The organism is Paraburkholderia aromaticivorans (assembly GCF_002278075.1).
Classification (GTDB): Bacteria; Pseudomonadota; Gammaproteobacteria; order Burkholderiales; family Burkholderiaceae; genus Paraburkholderia; species Paraburkholderia aromaticivorans.
In genome coordinates this window covers 1,617,783-1,643,785 of the sequence record NZ_CP022990.1, presented here as the reverse complement: position 1 = coordinate 1,643,785, position 26,003 = coordinate 1,617,783, and the positions used below count along the sequence as shown (strand labels likewise).

At 59.1% G+C, this 26,003-nt stretch carries 20 protein-coding genes and 1 pseudogene; 12 read left to right on the top strand and 9 right to left on the bottom strand.

Annotated features, from left to right (window positions below; translation table 11 throughout):
• The first annotated feature begins 33 nt into the window (after window positions 1–33).
• A complete protein-coding gene (locus tag CJU94_RS27025; protein WP_095421692.1) occupies window positions 34–1,221 on the top strand; it encodes a glycosyltransferase family 4 protein in 1,188 nt (395 codons plus the stop codon).
• A 229-nt stretch (window positions 1,222–1,450) separates the two neighbouring features.
• Entirely contained in the window at window positions 1,451–2,530 is a 1,080-nt protein-coding gene (locus CJU94_RS27020) for an EpsG family protein (protein ID WP_095421691.1), read from the top strand.
• 282 nt (window positions 2,531–2,812) lie between these two features.
• Here CJU94_RS27020 and CJU94_RS27015 read toward each other — a convergent pair whose 3' ends face one another.
• From CJU94_RS27015 to CJU94_RS26995, 5 genes are read right to left on the bottom strand one after another with little or no spacing between them, the layout of a single operon-like run.
• A complete protein-coding gene (locus CJU94_RS27015) occupies window positions 2,813–3,844 on the bottom strand; it encodes an SDR family oxidoreductase (RefSeq protein ID WP_095421690.1) in 1,032 nt (343 codons plus the stop codon).
• Between the two features lie 37 nt (window positions 3,845–3,881).
• On the bottom strand, window positions 3,882–5,156 hold the full coding sequence (gene tviB / locus CJU94_RS27010; protein WP_167397602.1) for a Vi polysaccharide biosynthesis UDP-N-acetylglucosamine C-6 dehydrogenase TviB: 1,275 nt from the start codon (window positions 5,154–5,156) through the stop codon (window positions 3,882–3,884).
• 38 nt (window positions 5,157–5,194) lie between these two features.
• Window positions 5,195–7,405 carry a polysaccharide biosynthesis tyrosine autokinase gene (locus tag CJU94_RS27005; protein WP_244220990.1) on the bottom strand — a complete coding sequence of 737 codons (2,211 nt, stop codon included), beginning with the start codon at window positions 7,403–7,405 and terminating at the stop codon, window positions 5,195–5,197.
• A gap of 59 nt (window positions 7,406–7,464) precedes the next feature.
• On the bottom strand, window positions 7,465–7,902 hold the full coding sequence (locus CJU94_RS27000; RefSeq protein ID WP_244220989.1) for a low molecular weight protein-tyrosine-phosphatase: 438 nt from the start codon (window positions 7,900–7,902) through the stop codon (window positions 7,465–7,467).
• Window positions 7,899–9,068 (bottom strand): polysaccharide biosynthesis/export family protein, encoded by a 1,170-nt coding sequence (locus CJU94_RS26995; RefSeq protein ID WP_095421687.1) that lies wholly within the window; start codon window positions 9,066–9,068, stop codon window positions 7,899–7,901. The genes CJU94_RS27000 and CJU94_RS26995 overlap by 4 nt, the downstream gene beginning before the upstream one ends.
• A gap of 747 nt (window positions 9,069–9,815) precedes the next feature.
• Between CJU94_RS26995 and CJU94_RS26990 the strand changes: the two genes are divergently transcribed.
• Genes CJU94_RS26990 through CJU94_RS26980 form a run of 3 tightly spaced genes read left to right on the top strand, consistent with a single transcriptional unit; the run spans window position 9,816 to window position 13,241 of the window.
• The gene (locus CJU94_RS26990; RefSeq protein ID WP_244220988.1) at window positions 9,816–10,982 is read left to right on the top strand and encodes an MraY family glycosyltransferase; all 1,167 of its coding nucleotides are present in this window, start codon (window positions 9,816–9,818) and stop codon (window positions 10,980–10,982) included.
• A gap of 26 nt (window positions 10,983–11,008) precedes the next feature.
• Complete coding sequence (locus CJU94_RS26985) at window positions 11,009–12,175, top strand: glycosyltransferase (RefSeq protein ID WP_095421685.1); 1,167 nt, start codon at window positions 11,009–11,011, stop codon at window positions 12,173–12,175.
• Window positions 12,072–13,241 carry a glycoside hydrolase family protein gene (locus tag CJU94_RS26980; RefSeq protein ID WP_167397576.1) on the top strand — a complete coding sequence of 390 codons (1,170 nt, stop codon included), beginning with the start codon at window positions 12,072–12,074 and terminating at the stop codon, window positions 13,239–13,241. Before CJU94_RS26985 ends, CJU94_RS26980 begins: the two co-directional genes overlap by 104 nt.
• A gap of 565 nt (window positions 13,242–13,806) precedes the next feature.
• On the opposite strand, the gene CJU94_RS26970 is transcribed toward CJU94_RS26980, so the two are convergent.
• The 4 genes and pseudogenes from CJU94_RS26970 to CJU94_RS26955 form a co-directional block, all read right to left on the bottom strand.
• Entirely contained in the window at window positions 13,807–14,118 is a 312-nt protein-coding gene (locus CJU94_RS26970; protein ID WP_244220987.1) for a hypothetical protein, read from the bottom strand.
• Window positions 14,119–14,482: 364 nt separating this feature from the next.
• Complete coding sequence (locus CJU94_RS26965) at window positions 14,483–15,751, bottom strand: isoprenylcysteine carboxylmethyltransferase family protein (RefSeq protein ID WP_095421681.1); 1,269 nt, start codon at window positions 15,749–15,751, stop codon at window positions 14,483–14,485.
• Window positions 15,752–15,830: 79 nt separating this feature from the next.
• A complete protein-coding gene (locus tag CJU94_RS42580) occupies window positions 15,831–17,690 on the bottom strand; it encodes a collagen-like triple helix repeat-containing protein (protein ID WP_095421680.1) in 1,860 nt (619 codons plus the stop codon).
• 274 nt (window positions 17,691–17,964) lie between these two features.
• Window positions 17,965–18,699: pseudogene (locus CJU94_RS26955) on the bottom strand (dehydroquinate synthase/iron-containing alcohol dehydrogenase family protein); the annotation flags it as partial.
• Between the two features lie 244 nt (window positions 18,700–18,943).
• On the opposite strand from CJU94_RS26955, the gene CJU94_RS26950 reads away from it, so the two are divergent.
• From CJU94_RS26950 to CJU94_RS26920, 7 genes are all read left to right on the top strand, one after another.
• A complete protein-coding gene (locus tag CJU94_RS26950) occupies window positions 18,944–19,615 on the top strand; it encodes an RNA polymerase factor sigma-70 (RefSeq protein WP_095421679.1) in 672 nt (223 codons plus the stop codon).
• A gap of 129 nt (window positions 19,616–19,744) precedes the next feature.
• The gene (locus CJU94_RS26945) at window positions 19,745–19,984 is read left to right on the top strand and encodes an MbtH family protein (protein WP_095421678.1); all 240 of its coding nucleotides are present in this window, start codon (window positions 19,745–19,747) and stop codon (window positions 19,982–19,984) included.
• An 89-nt stretch (window positions 19,985–20,073) separates the two neighbouring features.
• Window positions 20,074–21,096, top strand: a complete 1,023-nt coding sequence (locus CJU94_RS26940; RefSeq protein ID WP_095421677.1) for a TauD/TfdA family dioxygenase — start codon at window positions 20,074–20,076, stop codon at window positions 21,094–21,096.
• On the top strand, window positions 21,093–21,935 hold the full coding sequence (locus CJU94_RS26935) for an ABC transporter ATP-binding protein (RefSeq protein ID WP_095421676.1): 843 nt from the start codon (window positions 21,093–21,095) through the stop codon (window positions 21,933–21,935). The genes CJU94_RS26940 and CJU94_RS26935 overlap by 4 nt, the downstream gene beginning before the upstream one ends.
• Window positions 21,932–24,064, top strand: a complete 2,133-nt coding sequence (gene fhuB / locus CJU94_RS26930) for a Fe(3+)-hydroxamate ABC transporter permease FhuB (RefSeq protein ID WP_095421675.1) — start codon at window positions 21,932–21,934, stop codon at window positions 24,062–24,064. The genes CJU94_RS26935 and fhuB overlap by 4 nt, the downstream gene beginning before the upstream one ends.
• The gene (gene fhuF / locus CJU94_RS26925; RefSeq protein WP_095421674.1) at window positions 24,064–24,879 is read left to right on the top strand and encodes a siderophore-iron reductase FhuF; all 816 of its coding nucleotides are present in this window, start codon (window positions 24,064–24,066) and stop codon (window positions 24,877–24,879) included. Before fhuB ends, fhuF begins: the two co-directional genes overlap by 1 nt.
• Window positions 24,876–25,988: an ABC transporter substrate-binding protein gene (locus CJU94_RS26920; protein ID WP_244220986.1), complete on the top strand. Its 1,113-nt coding sequence runs from the start codon at window positions 24,876–24,878 to the stop codon at window positions 25,986–25,988. Before fhuF ends, CJU94_RS26920 begins: the two co-directional genes overlap by 4 nt.
• Window positions 25,989–26,003: the final 15 nt, after the last annotated feature.

Genomic DNA, 26,003 nt, shown 5'->3' with positions numbered 1-26,003 from the left:
AGTGGGCCACCTGAATCGAGGAGAACGATAAGAATGAAAGTAGCCCTTTTTGCCAATACAGATTGGTATCTATACAACTTCAAACTGTCTCTCGCGCAGGAGTTGCGTGATCGAGGTTGCGAGGTGGTGCTGTTCTCTCCGCCAGGTGAATACACCACTCGGTTAGAGGAAGCGGGTTTCGTCTGGAAGGAAGTTCCCATGCGCCGACGGAGTATCAATCCGCTGGCCGAACTTCGGGTGATCATGCGGCTGGCGAAATTGCTCGCCGCGGAGAGGCCCGACATCTTGCATAACTTCACAATAAAATGCGCAGTCTACGGGTCGATCGCTTCAAAACTGGCAACGACCGGCGGCATTGTGAATTCCATTGCGGGGTTGGGATTTGTCTTTACCAGCCAAAAGGCGCTTGCGCGATTGTTACGACCGATCGTCAGGGGATTGTTTCGTTTGTCGCTAGGTGGTCCACGCATCACAGTCGTCGTACAAAACCCCGATGACTTGGCATTCTTCAACAAGGCCCGTTGGATAAATCCGCGCGACGTGTGCCTGATAAAGGGTTCAGGCGTGAATTTGGCCCGTTTCCGTGACCGCGACCGTCGCGACGTTCTGGACCGATCGAGGCCCCTGCGACTTGTACTTGCTTCGAGGCTTCTTTGGGATAAAGGGATCGGCGAGTTCATAGACGCCGCGAAACAGTTAAAAAACGAATCACGGCACTACAGTTTTATCCTCGCCGGCACGCCGGATAAAGGAAATCCTGTTTCTGTCCCGGAAGGAGAAATCAGCCGATGGCAGTCGGAAGGCATTGTGGAATGGCTGGGGCATGTTGCCGACATGCCAGGCTTATTCAATGACGTGGATGTGATCGTGCTACCGAGCTATCGGGAAGGTCTGCCTAAATCACTGATTGAGGCGGCTGCTTGCGGTTTGGCCATCGTTACAACCGACGCGCCCGGCTGCAACGAGGTGGTCAACGACGATGGTAAAAATGGGCTTTTGGTGCCGGTTCGCAACGCCTCGGCCCTTGCCAGCGCGATCCGGCGACTCGAGGAGGACCGTGCTCTGTGTTTGACTCTTGGCAATGCCGCACGTGAAAGGGCACTTCTGGAGTTCGACGAACGGATCGTGATACGCAAGACTATTGCCGTCTATGAACAACTGACAAATGCGACGATTCAAGACGTTGCTGCTGAGTCGCGGCGAGCTGTTACGCCGTCTTAGCCGGCACCCTGAGTTTCACAATGGCAAGTGTCTCCGATTCGATCGATCGAGACGCCGGTAGAGTCGGGATCACGTGTTTGTGTCACCTTTCTCCTCCGGAAATCCACAGCTTGTTTGTCATTTTGGTGCCAATGACCATGGAAAATGCCGCAGACCTTTTCGCCGATGGATTCTTTGCCGGGACGCCAGTGAATTGGCCGACGTTGGACCGCCACCCGGTTGAACCGCAATGAAAGCGCTAGCACTTCCGCGTCTTCGTATTGCAAAGCCGCGTGTCCGGCTAAAAGAGTTCTGGTTTCGACCCGCTGGGTGGGCATTTATCTGGGTGGCGGCCATCGTCCTGATCTTTCTGGCGACCGCACCGCGGACCTATGCGCTGCTGGATCAGGACAACTACTTGCGCTATTTTGCCGAAACCAATTGGCAATGGATTCGTATCTACGCCGAAAAACACTCGGGGTTCATGTTCCTTATCGGCACTGTTACGGACGAACTCGGCTGGCGGATGTGGATCCTGCTCGTCAACTGGTTCGACAACGTTCCCGAGGATGGCGTCCGCTTGACGGTATTGGTGCTTAACGCGCTCACCATCTACACATTCAGCAGAGCACGACGTCCGCTTCTGGCTTTGATTCTCTATATTGTAATTCCGACCGCGTTATCCACGGTCGGGCTATTCCAGATTCGCCAAGGGTTTGCGTTCGCAATAGCGATGTACTCCGCTATCGTCTACAGACGGCCGGTGTTGGGCGCACTGATCGCGAGTACGATCCACACCACCTTCGCCGTTCCCGCTATCTTCCTGATCGTGGCGCATGTTTTCAGAAACCGGACGGCACTGGCGATTTCCGCCTGTAGTGCAACGGCCATCGCGCTTGCAAGCGCGGGTCATTTTCTCTTTGAAAGGTTTGGCGGTCGCAGGCTTGGAACGTACTCGGCGGACACGGACGACTTCACGATCAAGCTATTATTTTTGCTAGCCGCCTATGGGATCGCATCAATCTTAGTGCTTTACACTCGACGCAACGACCATAGATGGCCAATGAAAAGGATAGTCTCGCAGATTTCCGTCATCCATATCGCACTCGTTGTCTACCTCGTGGTGGCATTTTTCATTTTCCCATTCGGCAAGGGGCGTGTCTGGTACTACGTGCCGATGTTGTTGCCATACCTGATTCCGGAGATCGTCATCAAGCGATGGCTTGTTCTCGGCATGACGGTTCTGCTTTTTGCCATGGTCGGGGTCGACGCAATCAACAACTACTATAAGAATGTCTACGACTATTTTATTTCCGACATATCAATCTAGTTGGTTTTGCGAGGCTCCAAAGACATGGTCTTATTGAGCATGTTCGTGCAGGATGCCTGCGGGAGAAAGTTCGTTCGAAGTACATGGGTGAACTATGGCGACCTGTGTTTTCGGCGCAAAGCCTCCGCAAGGGCCTTCCTCTACTTGTTTTTCGAACTAAATGAGGCTTCTCGACGCGTCGTTGACTGGTACATCCGAACGACCGCCCCTTCCAGACAATCGAGAAGCGGTCATAATGTGTGATCGACGTCGGCGCACCGGCGGGGGCGTCTCTCTCTCCAATCAGCTTTTCAGGCGATGCGACGCATACCAGTCAACGGTAGTCCTTAGACCTTCGCCCACGCGGATGGCCGGACGGTATCCCAGCACCTCGCTTGCCATGCTTACATCAGCTTGCGAATGTCGGACGTCTCCGGCTCTGAAATCCCGGAACACCGGGTCGGCCTTCGGAGTGAATCCCCTGGCGCGAACAGCCTGAACAATCAACGCATGAAGTTCGAGTAGTGTTGTACGGTCCCCCAACGCAATGTTGCAAACCTCGTGTCCTTCGGCGGGGGATGTCATGGCAGACAGAATATTAGCCTGAACCACGTTGTCGATAAAACAGAAGTCGCGACTGCTTGAGCCGTCACCATTGATCTCTATCGTCTCGTTTCGAAGTGCCTTCATTATCCATCTAGGGATCACAGCGGCATAGGCTCCTTCGGGATCCTGCCGTTTGCCGAACACGTTGAAATAGCGAAGCCCACGGCTGCGGAATCCCAGTTGTTGAGCGAACACATGGGCGTAGAGTTCATCCACGTATTTGGTGACTGCATACGGGGATAATGGCATGCCAATGCAGGACTCTCGTTTTGGAAGTGCCTCGTGATCTCCGTATGTCGAACTCGAAGCCGCGTAAGTAAAGGAGCAGTCTGATCTCTCGCGAGCGGCAAGCAGCACGTTCAGAAAGCCGGTGATATTGATGTCGTTGGTAGTCAGCGGGTCTTTCAAAGAACGGGGAACAGATCCTAATGCCGCCTGATGCAGGATATGATCGACCCCTTCTACGGCGTGCCGGCAGGTATCAATATTCCGAATATCACCTTCCAGGAATGTGAACCTTTCCTTCGCATCCGTGCCTGCGTCCCGCAGAAGATACTCAATGTTGTCCCGCGAGCCCGTCAGAAAATTATCGAGGCCAGTCACATATTGGCCGAGTTGCAAAAGTCGCTCCGCCAGATTGGACCCAATGAACCCCGCTACACCTGTAACCAACCAACGCTTCGGCTTAGCTTTGAGATCGGCACAGATCTCCTCGTATTTACCTGTCATCACTATGTCGGACTTGAGAGATTGTCTGTGGCTTCGCTTATAGACGGAGATCTGAGTCTTCCCGTGGGAAGATCGATTTCAGGTCGAAAACGACGTGGTCATCCTTTCCATAGCGTCTTACTCCTTTGGGACCAAGGTCGGTGAAAGCAGCGTGGGCCACCGCGACAATCACTGCGTCATACACGCCTTTCTGGGGTTCTCTGGTCAACGACAATCCATATTCGTCCATTGCCTCGTGGGATGATGCCCACGGGTCGTGGATATCCACGAGAGCGCCGTACTCTTTCAGCTCAGACACGATATCCACAACACGTGTGTTGCGTAGATCCGGGCAGTTCTCCTTGAATGTAAGGCCCAGAATCAAGATTCTCGCACCACGCACGTGAATTCGCTTTCGGGTAAGCGCCTTGACAAGTTGCGATGTCACGTAGGCGCCCATGTTGTCGTTCAGTCTTCGTCCGGCAAGGATGATCTCCGGATGATACCCAACCGCCTGTGCTTTATGCGTCAAATAGTAGGGATCAACGCTAATGCAGTGTCCCCCGACAAGCCCCGGTCTGAAGGGGAGAAAATTCCACTTTGTGCCTGCGGCGTTAAGGACGGCTTCTGTGTCGATGTCGAGCCTATTAAAGATGATCGCCAGCTCGTTCATGAGGGCGATGTTCAGATCTCTCTGGGTGTTCTCTATGACCTTTGCTGCTTCCGCTACGCGGATACTCGCGGCGCGGTGAGTACCTACGGCAACAATCTCGGAGTAGAGACTGTCGATCAAAGCAGCCGCATCCGGAGTCGATCCAGAGGTCACTTTCACCACCGTTGTCAGGCGGTGGACCTTGTCCCCCGGGTTGATTCTCTCGGGGCTATATCCAACAAAGAAATCGATATTGAATGTCAGGCCGGATATCTCTTCGAGTAACGGAACGCATCGTTCTTCGGTCGCTCCCGGATATACGGTCGATTCATAAATGACGATATCACCGCGCTTCAACACCGAGCCGATCGTACGGGTGGCACCCAGAATCGCCGATAGGTCCGGCTGGTTATGCGCATCGATTGGCGTGGGAACCGTGGCGATGTAAACATTGCATTTACGCAGATCATCGACGCTCGCGGTGAAGGACAGGCCGGTTGCCTGCGCAAGGTCGTCACGCTCCACTTCGAGCGTCCTGTCGACGCCATCATTAAGATCGGCAAGGCGCGCCTTGCTGATGTCGAAGCCCACCACCGTGCGCTTTTTTCCGAACTCGACTGCGAGTGGCAGACCGACATACCCCAGGCCAATTACAGCCAATTTGACTTCTTTTAAACGAATCATTTTTTTTGCCCTTGTTATTGGAGACCCGCTGATTGCTAGTGATCTGTTTCGACTTCGTATCGGTACGCCGTGTAGCGATAGGCGCCGTACTTCGAGCCGTATGCGTAAACCCCGGAACGCTGGATCACCCCGTTGAATATGAGGCCCCGAACGCGTGCTCCAACCTGCCGAAGCCGCTTTTCGGATTCGATCAGCTCGCCGGTCTTGGTTTTGCCGAAACGAGCTACCAGAAATACAGTGGCAGCGGAAGATGCGATCACTTCGGCATCGGCGACCGGCAGCACTGGTGGAGAGTCGAGCAACACAACATCGTATTTCTGCGACCATTCATTCAGAATCTGCTTGAATTTGCTGCTGGCAAGAAGCTCCGATGGGTTGATCGGCCGTGTACCGGTCGAAACGAAGTCGAGTCCCGGCTCGACCTCTCTCTTTGTAGCCAGTTCCATATCGGCGCTACCCGCTATCAGTTCGGAAAGGCCGGCGTCGCGTGTCAATCCGAAATATTGATTCAAATGACCTCTGCGCAAATCGCAATCGACCAGCAGGATACGTTTGCCTGCGGCTGCGAGCACCGAAGCGAGATTCGCGCTAAGAAAGGATTTGCCCATGCCGGGCGAAGGAGCAGTGATTTGAACGATCCTGTTCGAAGCTTCGAGCATTGCAAATTCGAGTGAGGTCCTAAAGCTACGTAGGCTCTCGACGGCCGGATCTTCAGCGGCGACCTTGGTCAACAAAAGAATCTCGCGAACCTTGAGCTTGATCTTCTTGAACAAGAGATCCTGTACTTCGCTAAAGGGAACGATCGAGTAGACGCTGAGGCCGGTGTTCTTTTCCAATGCGTCGACATCGGTTACGCCGCCGTACAGCAATTCTATTGCCATAGCCGCGAATACTGCCGTTGCCAGCCCGAGCGTTGCGGACAGGAGCAGTACAAGAGCTTTGTTGGGCTTAACTGGAATTTCCGGGTTGAATGCCGTATCGACTACCCGAACGTTGCCAATCTTCCCCGACTTGAGAAGTTCCAGTTGCTGGATGTTGCTGAGCGTCGCCACGTAGAGGTCGTTTGCAACCGTAACGTCGCGCGTCAAGCGGATGAGCTCCTGCTCCTGATTGGGCATTGCTTTTTCTCTGGAGGTCAACTCCCCACGCTTTTGACGAGCAAGTGAAAGTTGCTCCGCAATGGTTTGAACGGAAGGGTGCGATGGCCCGAAGCGCATCAATAGTTCCCGTTGTTGTGCCTCCAGCATCGCGATTCGCCCCTCGGCGTCCGCCGATTGCGCCAAGACGACTTTGGCTTCTTCGCCGAGGCTGATAATTCCGTGCGCGTTGCGGTAGGTCGTCTGACGTTGCTCGGCTTCATCTAACCGCTTCTTCATTTCTGGAAGTTGCGAATTCAGGAACGTGAGCGATTTTGCCGCCTGCGCCGACTTGCGCTCGACATTCTGTTGGACGTACTGATAGCCAATCTCGTTGAGAATAGCCTGGAGACGAAAAGGATCTTTGTCCAGCAAGGTGGCGCTGAGTACACCTGAATCCTTGCCCTGCTCAGCGATTTTGAGTCCTTTCTGGAGAAGCTCGATCGTATTCTGACGAGAATGCCGGATCACGTGGAACCGCACGCCGCTCTCTGACGAGATGCTGGCTACATTGATGACAATTGGGCCTCCGCTTGAGGAAAACGTTTCCGTCTTTCCCACGTGACCGATCCATCCTTTAGACCAGCCACTTTCGGCCAGGCGATACGTACTCCCGTCGATAACAGTGAGCGTTAGCGACGACTCCATCAGACCCGGTGGCACTTCGAGGGCGACCACCTTGACCTTCTCCTGCCCCCAGGCGAAGTACCGCAGAAGCGGCGTGGATGAACCATCGAAGGGAATATGGCGCGCGATCCATTCGCCTATGAGCATAAACCGCGCGGGCTCGGCTGTGATGTAGAGCTTTTGCTGGTCCACCGTTCGGGAAATGACAAGCCGCGATCCAAGCAATTGGATTTCTGCATCTGCGGAGGATTTGACCTCGAACATTGAGGAGATGTCGCCAAGAAGATTTTTTGCGGCGCCTGCTGCGTCCGCGTTGTCTTCGATCTGCACGAGAATGTTGGCCTCATAGACAGGCGTTCCCATAAATGCATAGAGTGCGCCGAACAGGACAACGATTGAGGTAATGGAAGCGATCATTCCCTTGTGCGAGATGATCGTGTCAAGTAGAGACGCGAAATTGATATCGTCGTCTTCCTCTTTCAATGAGCTTCCGGCTCCCGCTGTATAAGTCATATGTGGCCCCGTCATCAATCGATTTCAGCCTAAGTCAGCTGTTGCAGTCTATTTTTCCAATCTGTCACGCCAGCCTCGATCAGCGCCAGACATTCGACAAAACTTGAATAGCCCATCTTGTACGGATCGAATATGTCGGTGTTCGAGAAATGTCCGAGTCTGAAAACTCGACCGCGGAGCGGCGTGTGGTTCTTCTCGAGTAGTGCCTTCTGAGCCTCGTCCATGACAAGAATCAGGTCGGAGTCGCGATGGGCCTCGTATGAGAACTGTTGACCTCGATGACACGCCAGGTCCAGTCCGCGCTCCTGCATAAGCTGGTATGCCGTCGAATCCGCTTTTGCACCTACGACGGCATGCAGGCCGGCGGAGCGTAGCGTGATGTGAGGAACACCCGCCTTCAGCAATGCCTCGGCCATGGGACTTCGGCATATGTTTCCAATGCACAGCACGGAGATCTTCTTGATCAAAGCCCGGCTCCCGCTGCTCGTCCGAAATACAAACCCTGCGTGCTGGGCACGAGAAGTGTGATGACGCGGCTCCATCGAACCAGTCCCGGTGAATCGACATACACAAGGTCTTTCGGTCGAAGATTGAAATGTTCGGCGAGACTCAGACTGACAGGCGAGGAACCATCAAGATGAAATACTTCAGGCCGGACGGGGTCGGCAGTCGCCCGAATGACGTATATGGCGGAGGCGTTTGCAAGGTTCTGATTGATGCCGTTGGCCGCGGCAATTGCTTCATTCAGGGTTAGACGACCATCGTGTAATGGGACCGCTGTTTGCTTCATGACTTCACCCGCGACAAATACCTGGTTGTAGGCCTGCGGCTGAACTCTCACGATGTCGTGGTCGGCAAGATATAGATGAGCGAGGTCCACGCCCTGCGAGATCAGTTCAGGGAGATTCAGGTTATAGACCCGCCCTGCACGTACCAACTGCACCTTACTTTCGTCGCCGACTCCGGGAGTAATCCCACTCGCACCTGCAATGGCTTCGAGGATCGACATCGGAATGCTCGTCAATGGCTGTGCACCCGGCTGCGCCACCTGACCTTCGACGAAAATTCGCTTGCTTCGGTAGGCCGCCATGCCGACCGTAATCTGCGGGCGGTGTACGTATTCGTTAAGGGCGCTTGCCAGCCGCGACTGAATTTCGATAAGCGATTCGCCGGCGACCTTGAAGTGGCCTACATACGGAAATTGGATGTATCCGTCTTCGCTCACGGTGAATCCGGGCGCTGTCGGCGAAGTGAGCCCGGCTCGTGGTGTGAGCCCTTGCAAACCAGTGCTGTTCTGGACGTCGCCGGAAACGTAAGTCAGATTCGGGATCACAAGCTCCGGATGGTCCCAGACGATAATCGACAGGACATCACCGGGGCCCACTCTGTACGGTACGGGCTTGCCGATCAACTGTTCGTATGTGTCAGCGCTAGATGCTGCTGATTCGGCCTGTATCTGTGTGACGAGGCTCGGTGTGATCTCGACCACAGTGGGCGTGATGGTGGGACGGCCGTTTTCGGACGGCACATTCGCCTCGTACTTCATGCCTGGAGCGAAGGCGCAGGCGTTGAGAAGGCAGACCGTTAGACTGACAAATAGAAGCTTTGTATAACAGAGGATGTGGTTGGCCATATCACATTTGAGTTTTGGTATGCGGAAGGCAATACACCTTCCAATAATCGTGAGTCGGTTGCTTAAGTCATCCGAGGCAATAGCAGCTTCCGTCTGCGAGTCGAGTTTTAAGTAGTAGAGACGTCGCGACGCCGAGTTGAGAAGACGCCTGTTTGAACGACATCTCGTGGATCATGCAAGGCAACAACTATGCCCGCGTTGTGCAAGAGGATGCATGCGCCGTCCAGACTGCCGGCTCCGTTTTAATTCATGAAATCCAGCTGTACTTCAGCATGCGCGCGGTCAGGCGTTACGGCCTAAGCGCCGTAACGTCCGGTCCATGTTACGGGTACAGGTCGGCCTGATTGAGCGTATAGGTCCGCGAGAGCCACGTGTGACGGTGGCTCTTTGTCGTTACTTGGCTGGCATACAACTCGCTATTACGAACCAGGTGTCTTTCTCTCTACGCGGCGCAGAGTCGCTGCCGGGAATCCTCGCCGTTTGCACCGGGGAGCGGTGATTCGCAGAAACCCAGAACCATCATTGTGGGGAAAGTCGTACAGACGGTCGGCAAGCCAGACGTATGCAGATGAGGGTGGGGAACCTGCCGCATTGGCAAAGTGAAGGTGTCGCCTCGACAGCGAAGCGCTGTTGAGTGCGTCCGAGCTGATTGATTAAATAACCCGCTACGCACATGATCCGCGGGCTGCCGCCTAGGTGTTGCAAGCAACACTCAGGTACGGAACGGGGGCAGTCGCATGTTGTAACGTGATCACGCTGTCGCGGCTACAAAAACGTATTGCTTTAAAAAGAAAAATCGCGATGATTTTCCTTATGCTTCCTTTGGGGCTGTCTTTCGTGTTCGTACTATTGATCTTGCGGTACGACCGATGGCACTCAAGGTTCTCGCACGATCACGATATCTGCGGCGTACAGAAATTCCATCAGAGGGCGGTTCCGCGGGTTGGAGGCGTCGCGATTATTCTGGCTGCGATTTCCTGTGTGGCTGTTACCGCGATCCTGGATGCGCCCGCGTCTCACAGGCTTGGACTGTTTATGCTTTGTTCACTACCGGCGGCCTTGTCCGGGTTTGCAGAGGATCTGACGAAGCGGGTTTCGCCCCGTGCGCGTTTGACCTGCGCTCTGGTAAGTGGCTTGCTGGCCAGTCGGTTCTTGCATGCGACCGTGTCTGTCGTGCATGTCCCTATCATTGATCTAATCCTATCGGTCGGACCTGCCGCGCTTGTGTTTTCGTCGTTTGCCGTTGCGGGCGTCACACACGCCGTGAATATCATAGATGGCTTCAACGGCCTGGCGTCCGGTGTGTCCCTGCTCGTGCTGTCGTCCATTGCGCTGGTTGCGTATCTCGCCGGCGACCAATTTGTTTTCTTCGCCGCGTTGATGATCGCTGGGTCGATTCTGGGATTCTTCGTCTGGAACTTTCCTCGGGGAGCGATATTTCTCGGCGATGGTGGAGCCTATTTTATTGGTTACTCGATTGCCGTTTTGGCGCTCGTGCTTGTGTCAGAGAATCCGACCGTTTCACCTTGGTACGGCGCGCTCGCATTAATCTATCCCGTGTTCGAAACGCTGTTCACGATCTACCGGCGTAAGTTTGTGCAGGGGAAGCCGGTGGGACAACCCGACGGATTGCATCTGCATACGCTTGTACATAGGCGTATTACTTGTTCATCTCAGCCGCGATTCGGCCTCACTTCGAATTCGATGACGTCACCGTACCTGTGGGTACTCTGTCTCATGCCATTGTTGCCGGCGTCGATCTTCTGGAACCAGGATGTATCGCTAGTTGTGTCACTTGGGCTCTTCATCTTGCTATATGTCTATCTCTATGCGTGCCTCGTCAACTTCCGGGCACCATTGCTCTTTAAGGCGTCAAGGTCTGCAAGGCCGCGTTTGCGCCGGCGCGGCGTCTGATCGCAAGACGTGTCCGGGGTAGGCGGATGAAGATCGTTCATATCATCTCGGGCTTGGGGGTCGGCGGCGCCGAAGTATGTCTGTGCCGGTTTGTCGAGCAGTCGCAGAAAGACAGCGTACAGAACGTGGTCATATCGCTGTCCGGAGAGGGGGACGTTGCGCCGCGGTTAAGGCGTTCAGGTTGCGAGGTGCTCGCGCTCAACATGGGTAAGTCATGGCGGACGCTCTATGTGCTACTTGAGTTGGTTCGCCTTGTCAGGCGTATAGGTCCCGACGTAGTACAGACATGGATGTACCACGCAGACCTGGCCGGTGGACTGATGGTATTCATCAGCCGTCTGGTCGACTGGTTCGACCTCCGGAGGCCTCGATCAACGCCGACCTTGGTTTGGGGAGTTCACCACACGGCGTTTCCCAGATTTCGTGAAGGGTTCGTTTTGGGGGCGGTAGCCCGCCTCTGTGCTCGCCTTTCCTCTGCAATTCCGGACGCAATTATATGCTGCGCTGATGCGGCTCGCGTGTCTCACATAAAACATGGTTACTGCTCGAAGAAGATTTATCTAGTCCGCAATGGTTTCGATACGGAGCTGTTCAGGCCATGTAAAAGCGCGAGGGACGATCTGAGGATGAAACTGGGATTACCGGCCGACTGTCGAATCGTCGGTATTGCGGGGCGCTACCACGCAATCAAGGACATTGGGAACTTCATCGACGCAGTCGCCATCGTTGGGGCGAGAGAACCTGATATTCAGTTTGTGATGATGGGCCATGGATTCAGCAAGGGTAACGGCCATTTGGAAGATCGGATTGCGGTTAAGGGACTTGAATCCAGAGTGCACCTGATGGGGCCGACAAGTAACATTCAGGAAAGCCTGGCAGGTCTTGATGTCTTCTGTCTCTCATCCCGCAGCGAAGGGTTGCCGACGGTAATTGGCGAGGCGATGTCCTGCGGTGTCCCATGTGTCGCTACAGATGTCGGCGACACCGCATCGTTGATCGGAGAAACGGGCGTTGTCGTCCCACCTAAGGACAGCATAAGGCTCGCCGATGGAATACTGTCGATTGTGAACTTGTCGAGTGAGGAGAGGCGTGAGCTCGGTCAGCGAGCTCGGCACCGCATTGTTCGTCACTTTCCGCTTCACGCCGCATGCCGGGGTTACTTGCGACTGTACGGAAGATTACGCGTGCGGTGATTCCCGGCGTGGCGGGCAGACGGCATCGGATCTTAACTTCAATGAGCCAAGATTGAACAATCAGCCTCGAATATCTCTCAGCCGGCGTGATGCACTGAAGTTCGCAGCTTTCGGGCTTCTCTCCGTTTCATGCGCAAAGGTCCGCGCTGAGAGCACGGCCGCCGCGGAGGTGGCGGCGCAAACATTCGGTGTGAAGGCAGATGGCCGCGCTAACGATACGGCAATGTTGCAGCGTGCCATCGACAATTGTGTGGGAAAAGTGCTGGTGATCTCCGGAAAACCTAGAATAGATGTGCAGGGCCTGACGTTGAGATCGGGCACTAGGATCAGATTTGATGGAGGCGCAGCCATTAAATTGCTTCCTCACAATACATACACGTACCAAATGGTCCGTATCTGGGATATCCATGATGTCGAGATTGTGGGTCTGGTGCTTGACGGAAGCAAGGAGCTGAACTCTGCCGCGAACGATCGTCGAAAGAATGGATATGGGATGGGAGTTTCCATTTGCGGGTCATCGAACGTGGTGTTGACCAATCCAGTCACGAACAACTGCTGGGGAGATGGAATCTATATCGCTAACAGCTACACGGACCGGGACGCTGTTTGCTCAAATGTGGTGGTTAAATCCCACTACGCAAGCGGATGCAGAAGACAAGGTATTTCGCTTATTAGTGGTCGCAACGTTCGCATCCTGAATCCGCTGTGGGAAAACATCCGCGGCACGTTGCCATCGGCGGGTTTGGACATTGAGCCTAACAGCAATCGAGATGTGCTTGAGAATATCGTGGTGTCAGATCCGGTGACGCGTAACTGCCGTTGCGGAATCGAGCTATGGCTGGCCAGGATACCGGGGGCGGTTGCGAAGAAAATCGATATTCAAATTAATGGGCATCAGGATGACGGCAGCGACAATGCCTATATTGTGTCGGCCCTGAAAAGTAAGGGGCATGTGGTTGAAGGAAGGATCGTCAGTCGACATGCTCACTGGGTTAACACAAAGGGTGTAGCCTATCTTCGCGAAGGGATAGAGGCGCCTAACGTCGTGGTTCAGATTGAGCCTTAGTTGATTGACCACATAGGCCTGCGGCGTACAGAACCTCACAATTGACTTCGATTGCTGATGTTACGGGCGCTCGTAGCGCATAAGCAATATCGGCACTACATCCAGGTGCTGGATTGGACGTCTAAAGCGTGTGGTCAGTGCGACATCACACGAACTTCGCGTTGTCACCGTTGCCGCGCGCTTGGACTGGCAATGAGACAAACCCCGATGCGATCGCCCCACGAGAGGGCGGCGTTTCTATTAACCTCACACCGCACGCCATGACCTATATTCTCGCAATTCTGTGGAAGTTATGTTTTGCCTGGAGTCTCATCTACCTGGTGACAAGTCTGCGGACGGCCTTTTGGATCTCGAGACGCCGAGGTAGTGGGCTCATTTTCCTTGAGTTGCACCCGGGTCGCGCGATTGGTAAAACGGAGACTGCGAAGGCGAGGTCTTTGCGGCGGATGGGCTTCTCGGCAACCGTATCGATGCTTCTGGGCATAACGTCGTGGTTGATTGCCCAGGCTACCAGCTAGTCGTAGACGGAAAACAGATGCGGCGCATTGCGCGCCGCACCTCAAGGTCAGTCCGTGGTAGTAAGACGCTGAACATATCTTGTCAGTTCAGACGTTTCATCGCCACATTGCGTCAGCGGTCCTAAAGAACGGATGTGAGTATCGGTCGGCTGTTTCTTCGCGAGGCTTTCCGCCTCAAACCTGTCTAGGTCCCCAAGTAAATGCTGGATCTGCAACGTTTGTGTCTCAGTCAACCGAAACTCGCTCTGTATCCGCTGCAGCCGTCTTCGCCAATACGCCGGCTGCAGCACCGGCTCGCCACGGAACGCGCTGAGCGACGGCACCATCACACGCGCCACGTGAGCGATGTCTTCATCCATTGTCATGCCATAACCCCGTGACCTCGCCATTTAGGAGTGGACTTTATTTTTATGTCGAGCGTGGACTGAAAATCTGGCAGATGGTATCTGTCCGAACGCGGCGGTCATCATCCTACAAATTCGTAGTCCGTAGGTCAAGGTGTTCGACACCTGTCGATACAATGGCAGGCTGACGCAAGCCAGCTTGCCGCGAGGTTGGTCGATTTCGAGGGAGCGCCTGTTGCGCTGCGCGATCAGCCGTTTTTTATCGATATCCGGCCTGGCGAGTAGTGGCGACCATCGGAAATGATGAACTGACTTTTCCTGGTGTCGATATTGACTAAGGCATGCTGGCTTGATGGGAAGCTGGCGCATTGGTGAACGCTCACTCAAACACACGCAAGAGCTTGGCAAACACCCCGTTCCTCGCAATCCAAGCGGCGTATTCCCTGTACTCCGGATCATTCATCAAATGTCTTTCTTCAGTCCTGGCCCGAAGAAAATACAGCAGATTTACCGCAACCAGCGCCGCACAATGTGTCACCGCAACCTTCCAGCCCAGCGGCTCGACAAACGGCACTGTCACCATCCAGTAAGACAGATTCTTCGAAATGTAAGCCGGATGTTTGGTGAACCGATACGGCCCGGACGTAATAATTCCACGATTAGTCAGATTCGAAAACCGCAACCCAAACGAAATCGTAGCGAGCGCATAGCACAGCAGCAAAGCAATGATGACCGCGCCCCAGACCACACGCACAACCGGCACGGTAATCAGCCAGCCGTCCCAGAACACCGAGCCTTCGTAATGAATGTACTGGTTCGAGATCAAGGACCAGAACGGCTGATAACAGATCAATGCTGCCAGCCAACCCAAGGTGGTCGGCTCGGCGCTGCGCACGTGGCTGTCGAGAATGCGCAACGTGCACAGGTAGCCCACCGTGCCGAACATCAGGTCCATCGCAAACGACAGGTCATACATGAAGCGGAATGTCGCGAGCGAAAACGGCGCGTTCAGCGCGGTCGTCAACGACGCGTCGAGGTGATCCGCATTGGTCGACAGGTAGACGATCATCAACGGCAGAAAGAACGCCTTCACCATCCACCCGGCCAGCATCTCGCGCACAGGACGCCAGTTCGTCGGCCGCTCGCCGCGAAACAGGAGGTGAGCCCATAACAGATACGCGTCGTCGACTTCGCGCTGATGTCTGTCCATCCACGCAAAATAAAACGGCGCCGCAACGAGCACATACGGCGCGAGCGTTCCGATCAGCGACCAGAACGGGTTATAGAACGCACCGTGATACTCGGGCAACAGCCAGTAAAGCACGCCGATACCGGCATATACCGAGGCCAATGCCGCGAGGCGCAACGCAACGCGTGCAATGCTGAGCGACCGCACCGCGCGGCTTGCCAGGCCGGCGCTCGGCCGCAAATAGACACGCGCGACAAATAGCTCGTAGGTGGCGATGGTCGCGATGATCGCGAGACAGGCGGCAGTACTGCGCGCCGCGCCGTCCAGCGCGCGACTGTCGCGCAGCGCCCAGAGCGTCAGCAGTCCGGCGGCAATCCCAAGCAGGCCGATCGAAAAGGGCGTCGCTGAGCGCGGCCGCGAGTCTTGCACGCGCGCGACCGCATCGAAAGTGGAGTTCATGTCATCCCTCGTAGTCGTGACATTGAAGGCGGCCGGGCTGTTGGCTTTTTTGCGCCCGGCCGCTGTGCTTGCGTAGCGCTTATTTGCCGGCTGTCGCCGCGCCGCCAAGCAGTCCGCCGACCAGATTCGTCACCGGCGCAAGCGGGTTCTTGCTGGTCGAACCGTTGCCGCCCGTGCTGCCGGCCGAGCCACCGGTCAATCCGCTGATCAGGCCCGTCAGCGGATTGGCGGGCGCGCCGCCTTGTGAGGCGCCGTTGACGGCGCCGCTCACGCCGCTCGTCAGCGAGCCGACCAGGCTGACGACAGGCGCGAGCGGACTGCTGGTGCCGGGCGTCCCACCCAATGAACCGACCTTGCCGAGCAGACCTGTGACAGGCGCGAGCAGGCCGGCAGCGCCGCCTGTACCACCGGAACCTCCTGTGGCACCGCCCAGCGATCCGAGGTTGCCGATCAGGCCGCTCAAAGGCGGGATGGCGGCGCCACCCGCGCCGCCCGAGCCGCCCGAGCCACTCGTGCCGCCGAGCGGTCCGAGCAAGCCAGTGATTGGCGCAAGCGGATTGGTGGTCGCGCCGGTGAGCAGTCCGCCCGTGTTCGTGACGGTTTTGCCCAATTGGCTTACGACTCCGCCGACGTCCTTACCGACCTGATCGCCGGTGGCGCCTGACACTTTGACGCCGGCCGTGTTGAGGCCGTTGCCGAGTGTGCCGAGCAGGTTGTTGAGCGGCGAACCGAGGCCCGTCGCGTTGCCGATTGTCTGCGTCGTGTTGGAGACCGCGAGGGTGATCGGGTTGATCGCCGAACTGAGCTGCGTCTCGATCTGTTGAACCGGCGCGCTGGAGAGCGCGGTGTTCAATCCTTTGCCGAGAGCCGTGACGCCGCTGCCCACGCCGCCGACGACGCTGCCCAGCGTCGACGTCACCGGGGCAAGCGGTTTCAGCGGACCCGTGCCGAGACTCGTCACCACACCGCCGACCGCGGTGACGGCAGCACCGGTGTTGGAGACGACGCCGGAAGTCGAGGTCAACGTCGGGCCGAGCGGATTAGCCGCGCTGCCGAGGGTGCCGAGGCCGGCGGCGGTGCCGTTACCCAGCACCTTCACGCCATTGCCGAGGTCCGTGAGAGCCGTGCCGAGACCGGCAGTCGTCGCGCCATTGACGCCGGGAATCGACGTGCCCGTGACCTTGGCGCCGGTGTCGGCGACTGTTGTGCCGACTGCCGTGATGAGATTGCTGGCATTGGTGACGATGTTGCCGATGGGGGTGGAAGAGGTACCCGAAGTGCCCGAAGTTCCCGAAGTTCCCGAAGTTCCCGAAGTGCCCGAAGTGCCCGAAGTGCCCGAAGTACCCGAAGTGCCGGAAGTGCCCGAAGTGCCGGAAGTGCCCGAAGTGCCCGAAGTGCCGGAAGTGCCGGAAGTGCCGGAAGTGCCCGAAGTGCCCGAAGTGCCCGAAGTGCCCGAAGTGCCCGAAGTGCCCGAAGTGCCGGAAGTGCCCGAAGTGCCGGAAGTGCCCGAAGTGCCCGAAGTGCCGGAAGTGCCGGAAGTGCCGGAAGTGCCGGAAGTGCCCGAAGTGCCGGAAGTGCCCGAAGTGCCCGAAGTGCCGGAAGTGCCCGAAGTGCCGGAAGTGCCCGAAGTACCGGAAGTACCGGAAGTACCCGAAGTACCCGAAGTACCGGAAGTACCCGAAGTACCCGAAGTACCGGAAGTACCGGAAGTACCGGAAGTACCGGAAGTACCGGAAGTACCGGAAGTACCGGAAGTACCCGAAGTACCCGAAGTACCCGAAGTACCCGAAGTACCCGAAGTACCCGACCCCGACGTTCCGCCTAACCCGCCGCCGCCAAGCCCGCTACCCGGCGTGTTGAGTGTCGACCCGCAGCCGTATAGCGCGAGTAATGTGGAGGTCGCGACGGCGATGGCTGTCCGACCGGCAAATTTCTTCATGATGTCCCCGTTGAACGACTATTGACGAGGACATCACTGCAAGTTGCACGCCAATGTAAGTTATGGCGTGATCGTTTGTCAGTGACGCATAAACACCGACAAAAAATCCAGAAAAGAAAATTTACCGCGACAAAATAGCCGGTTTCGTATCAACGGCAAGACCATGTTCCGACCGCGTGCTACGTAACGCGCGCGCCCGACGTAACGCTCAAGGTCGCCACCCTCCGCCATGCCGCACCGTCACATCGCAACAAGCCCATGACACCCATTCGAACTAGAGCGCAGCCGTATAAATCTCCAACGCATCCGCTTCGCTAACCGGCCTTGGATCGTTCACCAGCAGCCGCGTCTGCAACATCGCATCGCTCGCCATTCGTTCGAGCCCGCTGTGCTCGATACCGACATCGCGCAAACGCGCCGGAATCGCCGTCGCGGCAATCATCCGCTCAAGCCGTCGATCAGCGCTCGCGTCTTGCTCTCATCACTGCCGGTCACACCCGGCGCGACCACCTCAGCGAGTTGCGCATACAAGGTCGCCGCCGCTTCCGCGTTGAACCGCAACACGTGCGGCAGCACGAGCGCGTTCTAAAGGCCATGCGGCACGTGATAGATGCCACCGGTCGGATACGCCGGCGCGTGCACCGCGGCAACCGGCGCATTCGCAAACGCCTGGCCCGCAAAGGTCGCGCCGTGCAGCATCGCCTCGCGCGCTGCACGGTTGCCGCCATCCTCGTAAGCCGGCAGCAGATTGCGCGACAACAGTTCGAGCGCTTTCACCGCGAGCATGTCGGAAACCGGATTCTTCAGATGCGCGGACGCGTAAGCCCGGGTAAGCCTCCATCGCATGCACCACTGCATCGACGCCGGTCGCCGCAGTCGCCGCTACGGGCAGGCCGAGCGTGAGTTCGGCGCTAAGAATCGCCAGATCCGCGAACAGTTGCGGTGCGACCACGCCCATTTTCTTCACTTTGCCTACCGTCACGATCGTCACGGCTGTGGCTTCCGAGCCGGCAGCGATTTCCACTATTGTGCGGCAGTTTGAAGCAGGGTGAGCGCATCGAAAGTAGTACGGATACCTAAGATATATTCATGGCCCTTGCCGGAGACCACAAGCTTTCGTGGTCAGTCGCTATGCATTTGGCATCACCCGAAAAGCTATCGGAGAGCGTAAGGTTATTCCAAATCTTGATTGAGAATGATTCGCGTTTACGTTAGATTGGCGCTCCTGTCCTTTGAGAAAACGGAGCGAATCCATGGCTGAGGTGCTCGTCAGGCGAGATCCATCAACCGCGATCCCGATCACGGTTCTCAACGCGGGGGGCGCCTGTCCACCGGTCTCACGGCGCGCGCGCGGCCATGCGCGTTCAGTCGATTGGGAGCAGGGCACGCTGCTCGACGTGCTGATCGCCAACCGGCCCATGCTCGTCAATCTGGCGCGCGGTTTCGTGGGTTGCGCGAGTCTCGCGGAAGACGTGGTGCACGACGTCTTCATCAAATTGGTCGACTTTCCGGATCAGGACTCGGTGCGTCAACCGGTCGCCTACGTCACACGCATGGTGCGCAACGCGTCGATCGACGCGTTTCGCCGACAAAGCCTCGAAAACACCTATCACGCCGACGAAGACGACGGCCTGCATGTGCCGTCGCCGGAACCTTCGCCTGAAGCCGCGCTGCTCGTGCGCGATACGCTGCGGCACGTCTACCACGCGCTCGCGCAACTCCCGCCGCGCAGTCGCGCCGCATTCGAAATGGTGCGCCTGCGCGACGAAACGCTGCAAAGCACGGCGCGCGCGCTCGAGGTCTCGCAGACGCTGGTGCATTTCATGGTGCGTGACGCCGAGAAGCATTGCGCCGATTGCCTCGACGCCCGCAATCGCGGCGTGGCCGGCCCCTCGTTCTGCAGCGGCCGCGCGCGTCGCCGGTAAAAAAGCGCGCGCATCAAACGTCAACTGAATAGATGCGGTGCGCGAGCGAGTTGCCGGCGCCGCTATGCCTGGACATGCCAGTGCACTGTCCCGGCGCTACCCGACTTTTCATCGACTGAGCCTTTCATCATGACGCAAGCACAGCAGACCTCCGGCGCGGCAGCCGGCGAGGCGGACGACCTCGTCTACACCGTCGTCATCAACCACGAAGAGCAGTACTCGATCTGGCCGACATTCCGCGACGTGCCGGCCGGGTGGCGCGAAGTCGGCGTGCGCGGCCCGAAGGCCGAATGTCTTGCGCACATCGAGACCGTGTGGACGGATATGCGCCCAGCCAGTCTGCGCAGACACATGGACGCGGCGGCCTGAAGCACGTGACGGCCTGAAACACGAGCAGTGCAATTGAGCGGGCTCGGGCGTGCGCCCAGCCCCGCCGCTTCCGCAAAAGGATTCACGGTATGACCATGCTTTCGATGCCGCTGCCCACGCTCGCCGATTTATCAATCGAGCCGGGCTTGCCGACTGTCGTCTCGCCGCGCGCAGGTGCGGCGATTTCATTGGAAGAAGCCGCGCCGGTCTTGCGTACGATTGTCGACGACACGCTCGAACGCGCGGGCGGTGTGCTGTTCACCGGTTTTCGCGTGGCCTCGATCGACGCGTTTCAGCGCTTCGCCGCCTCGTTCGGGCATCCGCTGATCGGCTATGAGTTCGCGTCCACGCCGCGCAGCCAGGTGGAAGGCGCGGTGTACACGTCGACGGAATATCCGCCGCATCGCTCGATTCCTTTGCACAACGAGCAGTCGTACACGCGCGAATGGCCGTTGCGCATCTGGTTTCACTGCGCGCTCGCCGCACGTTGCGGCGGCGCGACGCCGATCGCCGATAGCCGCGCGATCTACCGTGCGCTCGATCCCGCACTGGTCGAACGCTTTACGAAGCGCGAGCTGCTCTATGTGCGCAACTTCGGGCAAGGGCTCGATCTGCCGTGGGAGCAGGCGTTCGGCTCGGAGGATCCGCGCACCGTCGAGCACATCTGCCGCGCACGCGGCATCGAATGCGAATGGCGCGACAGCGAAGACGGCGAGCTGCTGCTGCGCACGCGCGAACGCTGCCAGGCGGTGGCGCGCCATCCGCGCACGGGCGAGCCTGTCTGGTTCAATCAGGCAAATCTCTTCCACCTGTCCTCGCTCGACGAAGACATGCAGGAGGCGCTGATCGATTCGGTCGGGCTCGAAAACGTGCCGCGCAACGTCTATTACGGCGACGGTGAACCGCTCGAAGCGGACGCGCTCGCGGAAATCCGCGGCGTGCTCGACCAGCAGCGCATCGTGTTTCCGTGGCTGACGGGTGACGTGCTGATGCTCGACAACATGCTGAGCGCGCATGCACGCGATCCGTTCGAAGGACCGCGCAAGGTCGTGGTCGCGATGGCGCGAAGCTACAGCGAAGCCGAAGGTGAAAAACGGACGGCCGCGCAATGACCGGATCGCGGGGCGCGGCGCTCGCAGCGCATTCGTTGACGGTCGGCTATCGCGATCACGTCGTGCTGCACGGTCTGAATCTGAGTATCGCGGCCGGCCGCGTCACGGCACTGTGCGGACCGAACGGCTGCGGCAAAAGCACGTTGCTGCGCACGCTCGCCGGCTTGCAACTGGCATTGTCCGGCCGCGTCGAGGTCAACGGGGTGCCGCTCGCTTCGCAGCGGCGCCGCGTATTGGCGCGCACGCTCACCATGCTCGCGCAGTTCAACCAGATTCCTGCGGGTCTCACCGTGCGTGAACTGGTCGCGTACGGGCGTTACGCGCACGGTGGCTGGCTGCGCGGACTCTCACGCGCCGATCATGCGGCAATCGACGAAGCGCTCGCTACCAGCGGTCTCGCCGCCGACGCCGCGCGTGACGTTGCCGCGCTCTCGGGCGGCGAACGGCAACGCGCGTGGATCGCCATGGCGCTCGCGCAGCAGGCGCCGATCGTGCTGCTCGACGAACCGACCACCTATCTCGACATCCATCACCAACTGGACATTCTGCGCGAGCTGCGTCGCCTGAATCGCGAGCGTGGCCTGACGATCGTGTGGGTGTTGCACGACCTGAATCAGGCCGCGGCCTACAGCGACGAAATCGTGTTGATGCGCGCCGGCCGCATCGTCGCGCAAGGTTCACCCGACGCGATGCTCGACCCGCGTCATCTGAACGAGACCTTCGGCGTGCCGATGCTGAAAATCGCGCATCCGCAGACGGGTGCACCGATGTGCGTGCCGGCGTACGAAGGCGGCGCCGCGCTGCGCGATGAAGCGATGCGCAAGGATGTCGCCGCATGACGACGCTTGCAGCACGCAAACGCCTGCGCCGTAACACGCCTGCCATGGACAGCTACCGTGCGCCCGTCAAGAGTCGCGTGACGGCAATCGGCGCCGCGCTCATCGCGTTGATCGTGGTCGTCACCGTGATGCGGCTTGCGCCGGGTTTTCGCGCATGGCTCGCCGCGCCCGCGGGCAGCGACGCCGCGCAGCTCGCGCGCATTCTGCTGTTCGACCTGAGCGTGCCGCGCATTCTCGCGGCATGGGTGGCGGGCGGGTGCCTCGCGGTGGCGGGCACATTGTTCCAGTCGCTCACGCGTAATCCACTGGCTTCGCCCGATCTGCTCGGCATCACCGGCGGCGCCCAGCTCGGCCTGCTCGCCGCGATGCTGGTGCCGGCGCTCGCGGGCGTGGCGTCCGTGCCGCTGCTGTTTGCATGCGGTCTCGGCGCGGCGGCGTGTGTGGCTGCCGCGGCAGGCGGCTGGCGCGCGACGCCGCTGCGGCTCGTTCTTGCCGGCAGCGTTTGCATGCTGCTGTTTTCCGCGCTGACCACGCTGATACTCGCGTTCTCAGAGCAGAGCATCGTCGGCGTGTCGTTGTGGGCGAGCGGCAGTCTGTATCAACCTGGCGCGGCGGGGTTGAAGATCGCCGCGTCCTGGCTGGTGCTGCCGTTGATCGCATTGCCCTTCGTGATCCGCCCTCTCGACCCGCTCGCGCTTGGCGACGACGCCGCGGCGGCAGCCGGCGTACGCGTGGACGCCACGCGACTCGCGGCGATGGTGGTGGCGGTCGGCTTTGCGAGCGTCGCGGTGAGTGTCGCCGGACCGCTCTCGTATGTCGGCTTGATCGCACCGAATCTGCTGCGTCAGATACGCGGCGCGAAAGCGTCGCGGCTCTCCGCGCTCGTGCCTTTGGCGGCGCTGGTCGGTGGCGCGCTGGTGCTCGTTACCGATAGCGCCGTGGAGGCGCTCGATCTCGACGCGACGCTCTCGACGGGCGTGGCGATTGCCTTCGTCGGTACACCGCTGATGCTCGCGATGATCCGCCGCGGCGCCGCATGGTCAGGCGCGCTGCATACGGGTCAGGAGCGCGCCGCCGAGCGTTCGGGCACGCGCTTCGTGCGCGCGATCGATGCGTGGCCGTGGCCGCTCACGGCGAGCATTTTGATGCTGCTCGGCATCGCGATCGTGTGCGCGGGCGCCTCGTTCGGCCCAACCACGATCGGCGCGCCGCGCTGGCTCGCCGCATTCGATCAACGCGACGAGTTCGCGAGAATGCTGCTCGATCTGCGTCTGCCACGCCTCATTTGCGCATTGCTGGCAGGCGCGTTGCTTGCCGCGAGCGGCGTGCTGATGCAAAGCGTCGTGCGCAATCCGCTCGCCGGCCCGGAAGTGCTGGGCGTGACGCAAGGCGCGGGTCTTGCCACGCTCGCGGCTCTCGTGATGTGGCCGCTCGCGGCGCATTCGACGCTGGCCGTCGCCTCGCTCGCGGGCGGCGGCATCACGCTGGCGCTCACGCTCCTGCTGAATCGCCGGCATCGCTATGCGCCGCTCGCGGTCGCGTTGACGGGCATCGTGATGGGCACGCTGTGGACCACACTCTCGCAATGGCTCATCACCCAGCAAAGCGTGCAACCCGCGCGCTTCGTGGTGTGGCTGGCCGGCGGCACATACGGGCGCAGCTGGGGCGAAGCGGCGACGCTGCTGCCGTGGTGCGTGCTGGCCGTGCCGGTGTTCGCACTGCTCGCGCGGCCGCTCGATCTGCTCGCCTTGGGCGACGATCAGGCCGCCTCGCTCGGCTTGCCGATCGGCGTGTTGCGTCCGCTGGTGCTGACCGTGGCGACGCTCGCCGCGTGCGCCGCGGTGGCGGCGGTCGGTCCGGTTGGCTTCATCGGTTTGATGGCGCCGCATCTGGCGTCGATGCTGGGCGCGCGTGCTCATCGCACGCGTTTATGGCTGGCGGCGGTGTGCGGAGCACTGGTGCTGGTCGCGGCCGATATCGCGGCGCGCACGCTGCTGGCGCCGCGCGAAATTCCCGCGGGCGTGCTGACCGCGCTGATCGGCGCACCGTATCTGCTCGCGCTGCTGATCGTGGAGGCTCGGCGCGAGAGGCGGGGCAAGACGCGGGGCAAGAAGCGGGGCAAGCGGTGATGCGGCCACCGGATCGAGACCCGCGAGCGCGGTGTTTCGCGGCCTTCGCGCCGGAGTCGATCGCACATTATCTGGAGCATGTGTGGCTCGGCGCGCCGAAGGCGATCGAGGAACCCGCGCTCGCCGGTGACCGGACTGCTTCGCTAACCGTGATCCGCGTTAGCGAACTCGCTGACCATCGCACCACATTGCTCGACGCAATGGTCACGCTCTACGGCGGCGAGCGCGAAACGCATGCGCGCGCATTGCTGTCGCAATGGACCAAGTACTACTTCGGTTTCATCGCGACCGCCGGATTCGTCGCGGCGGCTTTGCTGCGCAGACCGCTCGCCATGTCGCCGGATAAGACCCATATCGTGCTGCGTGACGGCCTTCCCGTCGCCGCGTATTTCATGCGCGACGCCTTGCAGCCCGTTGAATGCGACCCGGCTCGCCGCTACGCGCCGCTCGTCGACCACCTGAATACGGTGATCGGCACAGTGTGCGCGATGACCCGAATCGCACCGCGCGTCTTGTGGAGCAACGCCGGCAATCTGCTGGACTACCTGTTCGAACAATGCGCGCCGCGATTCGATCTGACCGACGACATCGCGTGGCTGTTCGGCGCGCTCGATGCCAATGGCGAGGCTAATCCGCTGCGTCAACCGGTACGGCAGGCGAAGCCGCGTGCCGCGAGTTTGCCGAACCCGTTCAGTGCGCGGCGCGTGTGCTGCGTACGTTATGAAATTCCTGGAGAGACGCAACTGTGTGGACGCTGCCCCCTGCTATTGACGATGAGCGATGCGGAAATCGCATTGCAGGCCGCGTCGCAATGACCGCCGTGTTGGCGGCATCGGCGCTGCGCTCGCGCCGCGCGAGGAAACCCCCGCGTTTCAGGCAGTTTTGCGTGGTTGCCGCCGCGGCGGCCACGCTGTTCTGCAACGCGTATGCGTTCGCGCAAGGCAGCAAACGCGCACCGTCCGCAACCGGAGCAAGCCCTTCAAGTGATGTAGTCAGCCCACACGCCCAGCGGCAAATCTGCACGCCGCTTGCCGACGATCCGATCGTCTCGCAAGCGAGCCCGTCGCTGCCCGCACGACCGAAGCGTATCGTCGTGCTCGAATTCATGTTCGCCGAAGACCTGGCGGCGCTCGGTATCACGCCGGTCGGCATGGCTGATCCCGAGTATTACCCCATGTGGATCGGCTACGACAATGCGCGTCTCGCATCGGTGCCCGACATGGGCACACGGCAGGAGCCGAGTCTCGAAGCGATCGCGGCGGTGAGGCCCGATCTGATCCTCGGCGTCGGTCTGCGTCATGCGCCGATTTTTGCGGCGCTCGAACGCATCGCACCGACCGTGCTGTTCAAATACGGCCCGAATTTGACCGAAGACGGCGCCCACGTCACGCAACTCGATTGGAGCCGCAAGATTCTGCGCACCATCGGCTGCCTGACGGGGCGCGAGGAGGCGGCGCGTGCCGTCGAGGCAAGGGTCGATGCCGGCTTCGCCCGTGATGCGCAGCGTCTCGCCGATGCGGGCCGCCATGGCGAGCAGGTCGCATGGTTGCAGGAATTGGGCTTGCCGGACCGCAACTGGGCGTTCACCGGCAACAGCACGGCGGCGGGTGTCGCGCAAGCGCTCGGGCTTGACCCGTGGCCCGCCGAAGCGACTCGCGAAGGCACCGCATATGTGAGTTCTGAGGATCTATTGAAGCAGCCGAAGCTGACCGTGCTGTTCGTCAGCGCGACGGGAGAGAATGTCCCGCTCGCCACCAAACTCGATTCGCCGATCTGGCGTTTCGTGCCGGCTCGCAGCTCGGGACGCGTTGGGCTCGTGGAACGGAATATCTGGGGTTTTGGTGGACCGATGTCGGCATTGCGGCTCGCCGACAGGATGACCGAGACGCTGTTGTCCTTGCCGGCGCCCGCGGTAAAGAAGTAAGCGAACCGCGTTGCA

Bases quoted from the DNA above. Each gene is read 5' to 3' on its own strand.
- CJU94_RS27025 (WP_095421692.1), top strand. From the start codon at position 34: ATGAAAGTAGCCCTTTTTGCCAATACAGATTGGTATCTATACAACTTC.
- CJU94_RS27020 (WP_095421691.1), top strand. From the start codon at position 1,451: ATGAAAGCGCTAGCACTTCCGCGTCTTCGTATTGCAAAGCCGCGTGTC.
- CJU94_RS27015 (WP_095421690.1), bottom strand. From the start codon at position 3,844: ATGACAGGTAAATACGAGGAGATCTGTGCCGATCTCAAAGCTAAGCCG.
- CJU94_RS26995 (WP_095421687.1), bottom strand. From the start codon at position 9,068: ATGGCCAACCACATCCTCTGTTATACAAAGCTTCTATTTGTCAGTCTA.
- CJU94_RS26985 (WP_095421685.1), top strand. From the start codon at position 11,009: ATGAAGATCGTTCATATCATCTCGGGCTTGGGGGTCGGCGGCGCCGAA.
- CJU94_RS26970 (WP_244220987.1), bottom strand. From the start codon at position 14,118: ATGGATGAAGACATCGCTCACGTGGCGCGTGTGATGGTGCCGTCGCTC.
- CJU94_RS26965 (WP_095421681.1), bottom strand. From the start codon at position 15,751: ATGAACTCCACTTTCGATGCGGTCGCGCGCGTGCAAGACTCGCGGCCG.
- CJU94_RS42580 (WP_095421680.1), bottom strand. From the start codon at position 17,690: ATGAAGAAATTTGCCGGTCGGACAGCCATCGCCGTCGCGACCTCCACA.
- CJU94_RS26950 (WP_095421679.1), top strand. From the start codon at position 18,944: ATGGCTGAGGTGCTCGTCAGGCGAGATCCATCAACCGCGATCCCGATC.
- CJU94_RS26945 (WP_095421678.1), top strand. From the start codon at position 19,745: ATGACGCAAGCACAGCAGACCTCCGGCGCGGCAGCCGGCGAGGCGGAC.
- CJU94_RS26940 (WP_095421677.1), top strand. From the start codon at position 20,074: ATGACCATGCTTTCGATGCCGCTGCCCACGCTCGCCGATTTATCAATC.
- CJU94_RS26935 (WP_095421676.1), top strand. From the start codon at position 21,093: ATGACCGGATCGCGGGGCGCGGCGCTCGCAGCGCATTCGTTGACGGTC.
- fhuB (WP_095421675.1), top strand. From the start codon at position 21,932: ATGACGACGCTTGCAGCACGCAAACGCCTGCGCCGTAACACGCCTGCC.
- fhuF (WP_095421674.1), top strand. From the start codon at position 24,064: ATGCGGCCACCGGATCGAGACCCGCGAGCGCGGTGTTTCGCGGCCTTC.
- CJU94_RS26920 (WP_244220986.1), top strand. From the start codon at position 24,876: ATGACCGCCGTGTTGGCGGCATCGGCGCTGCGCTCGCGCCGCGCGAGG.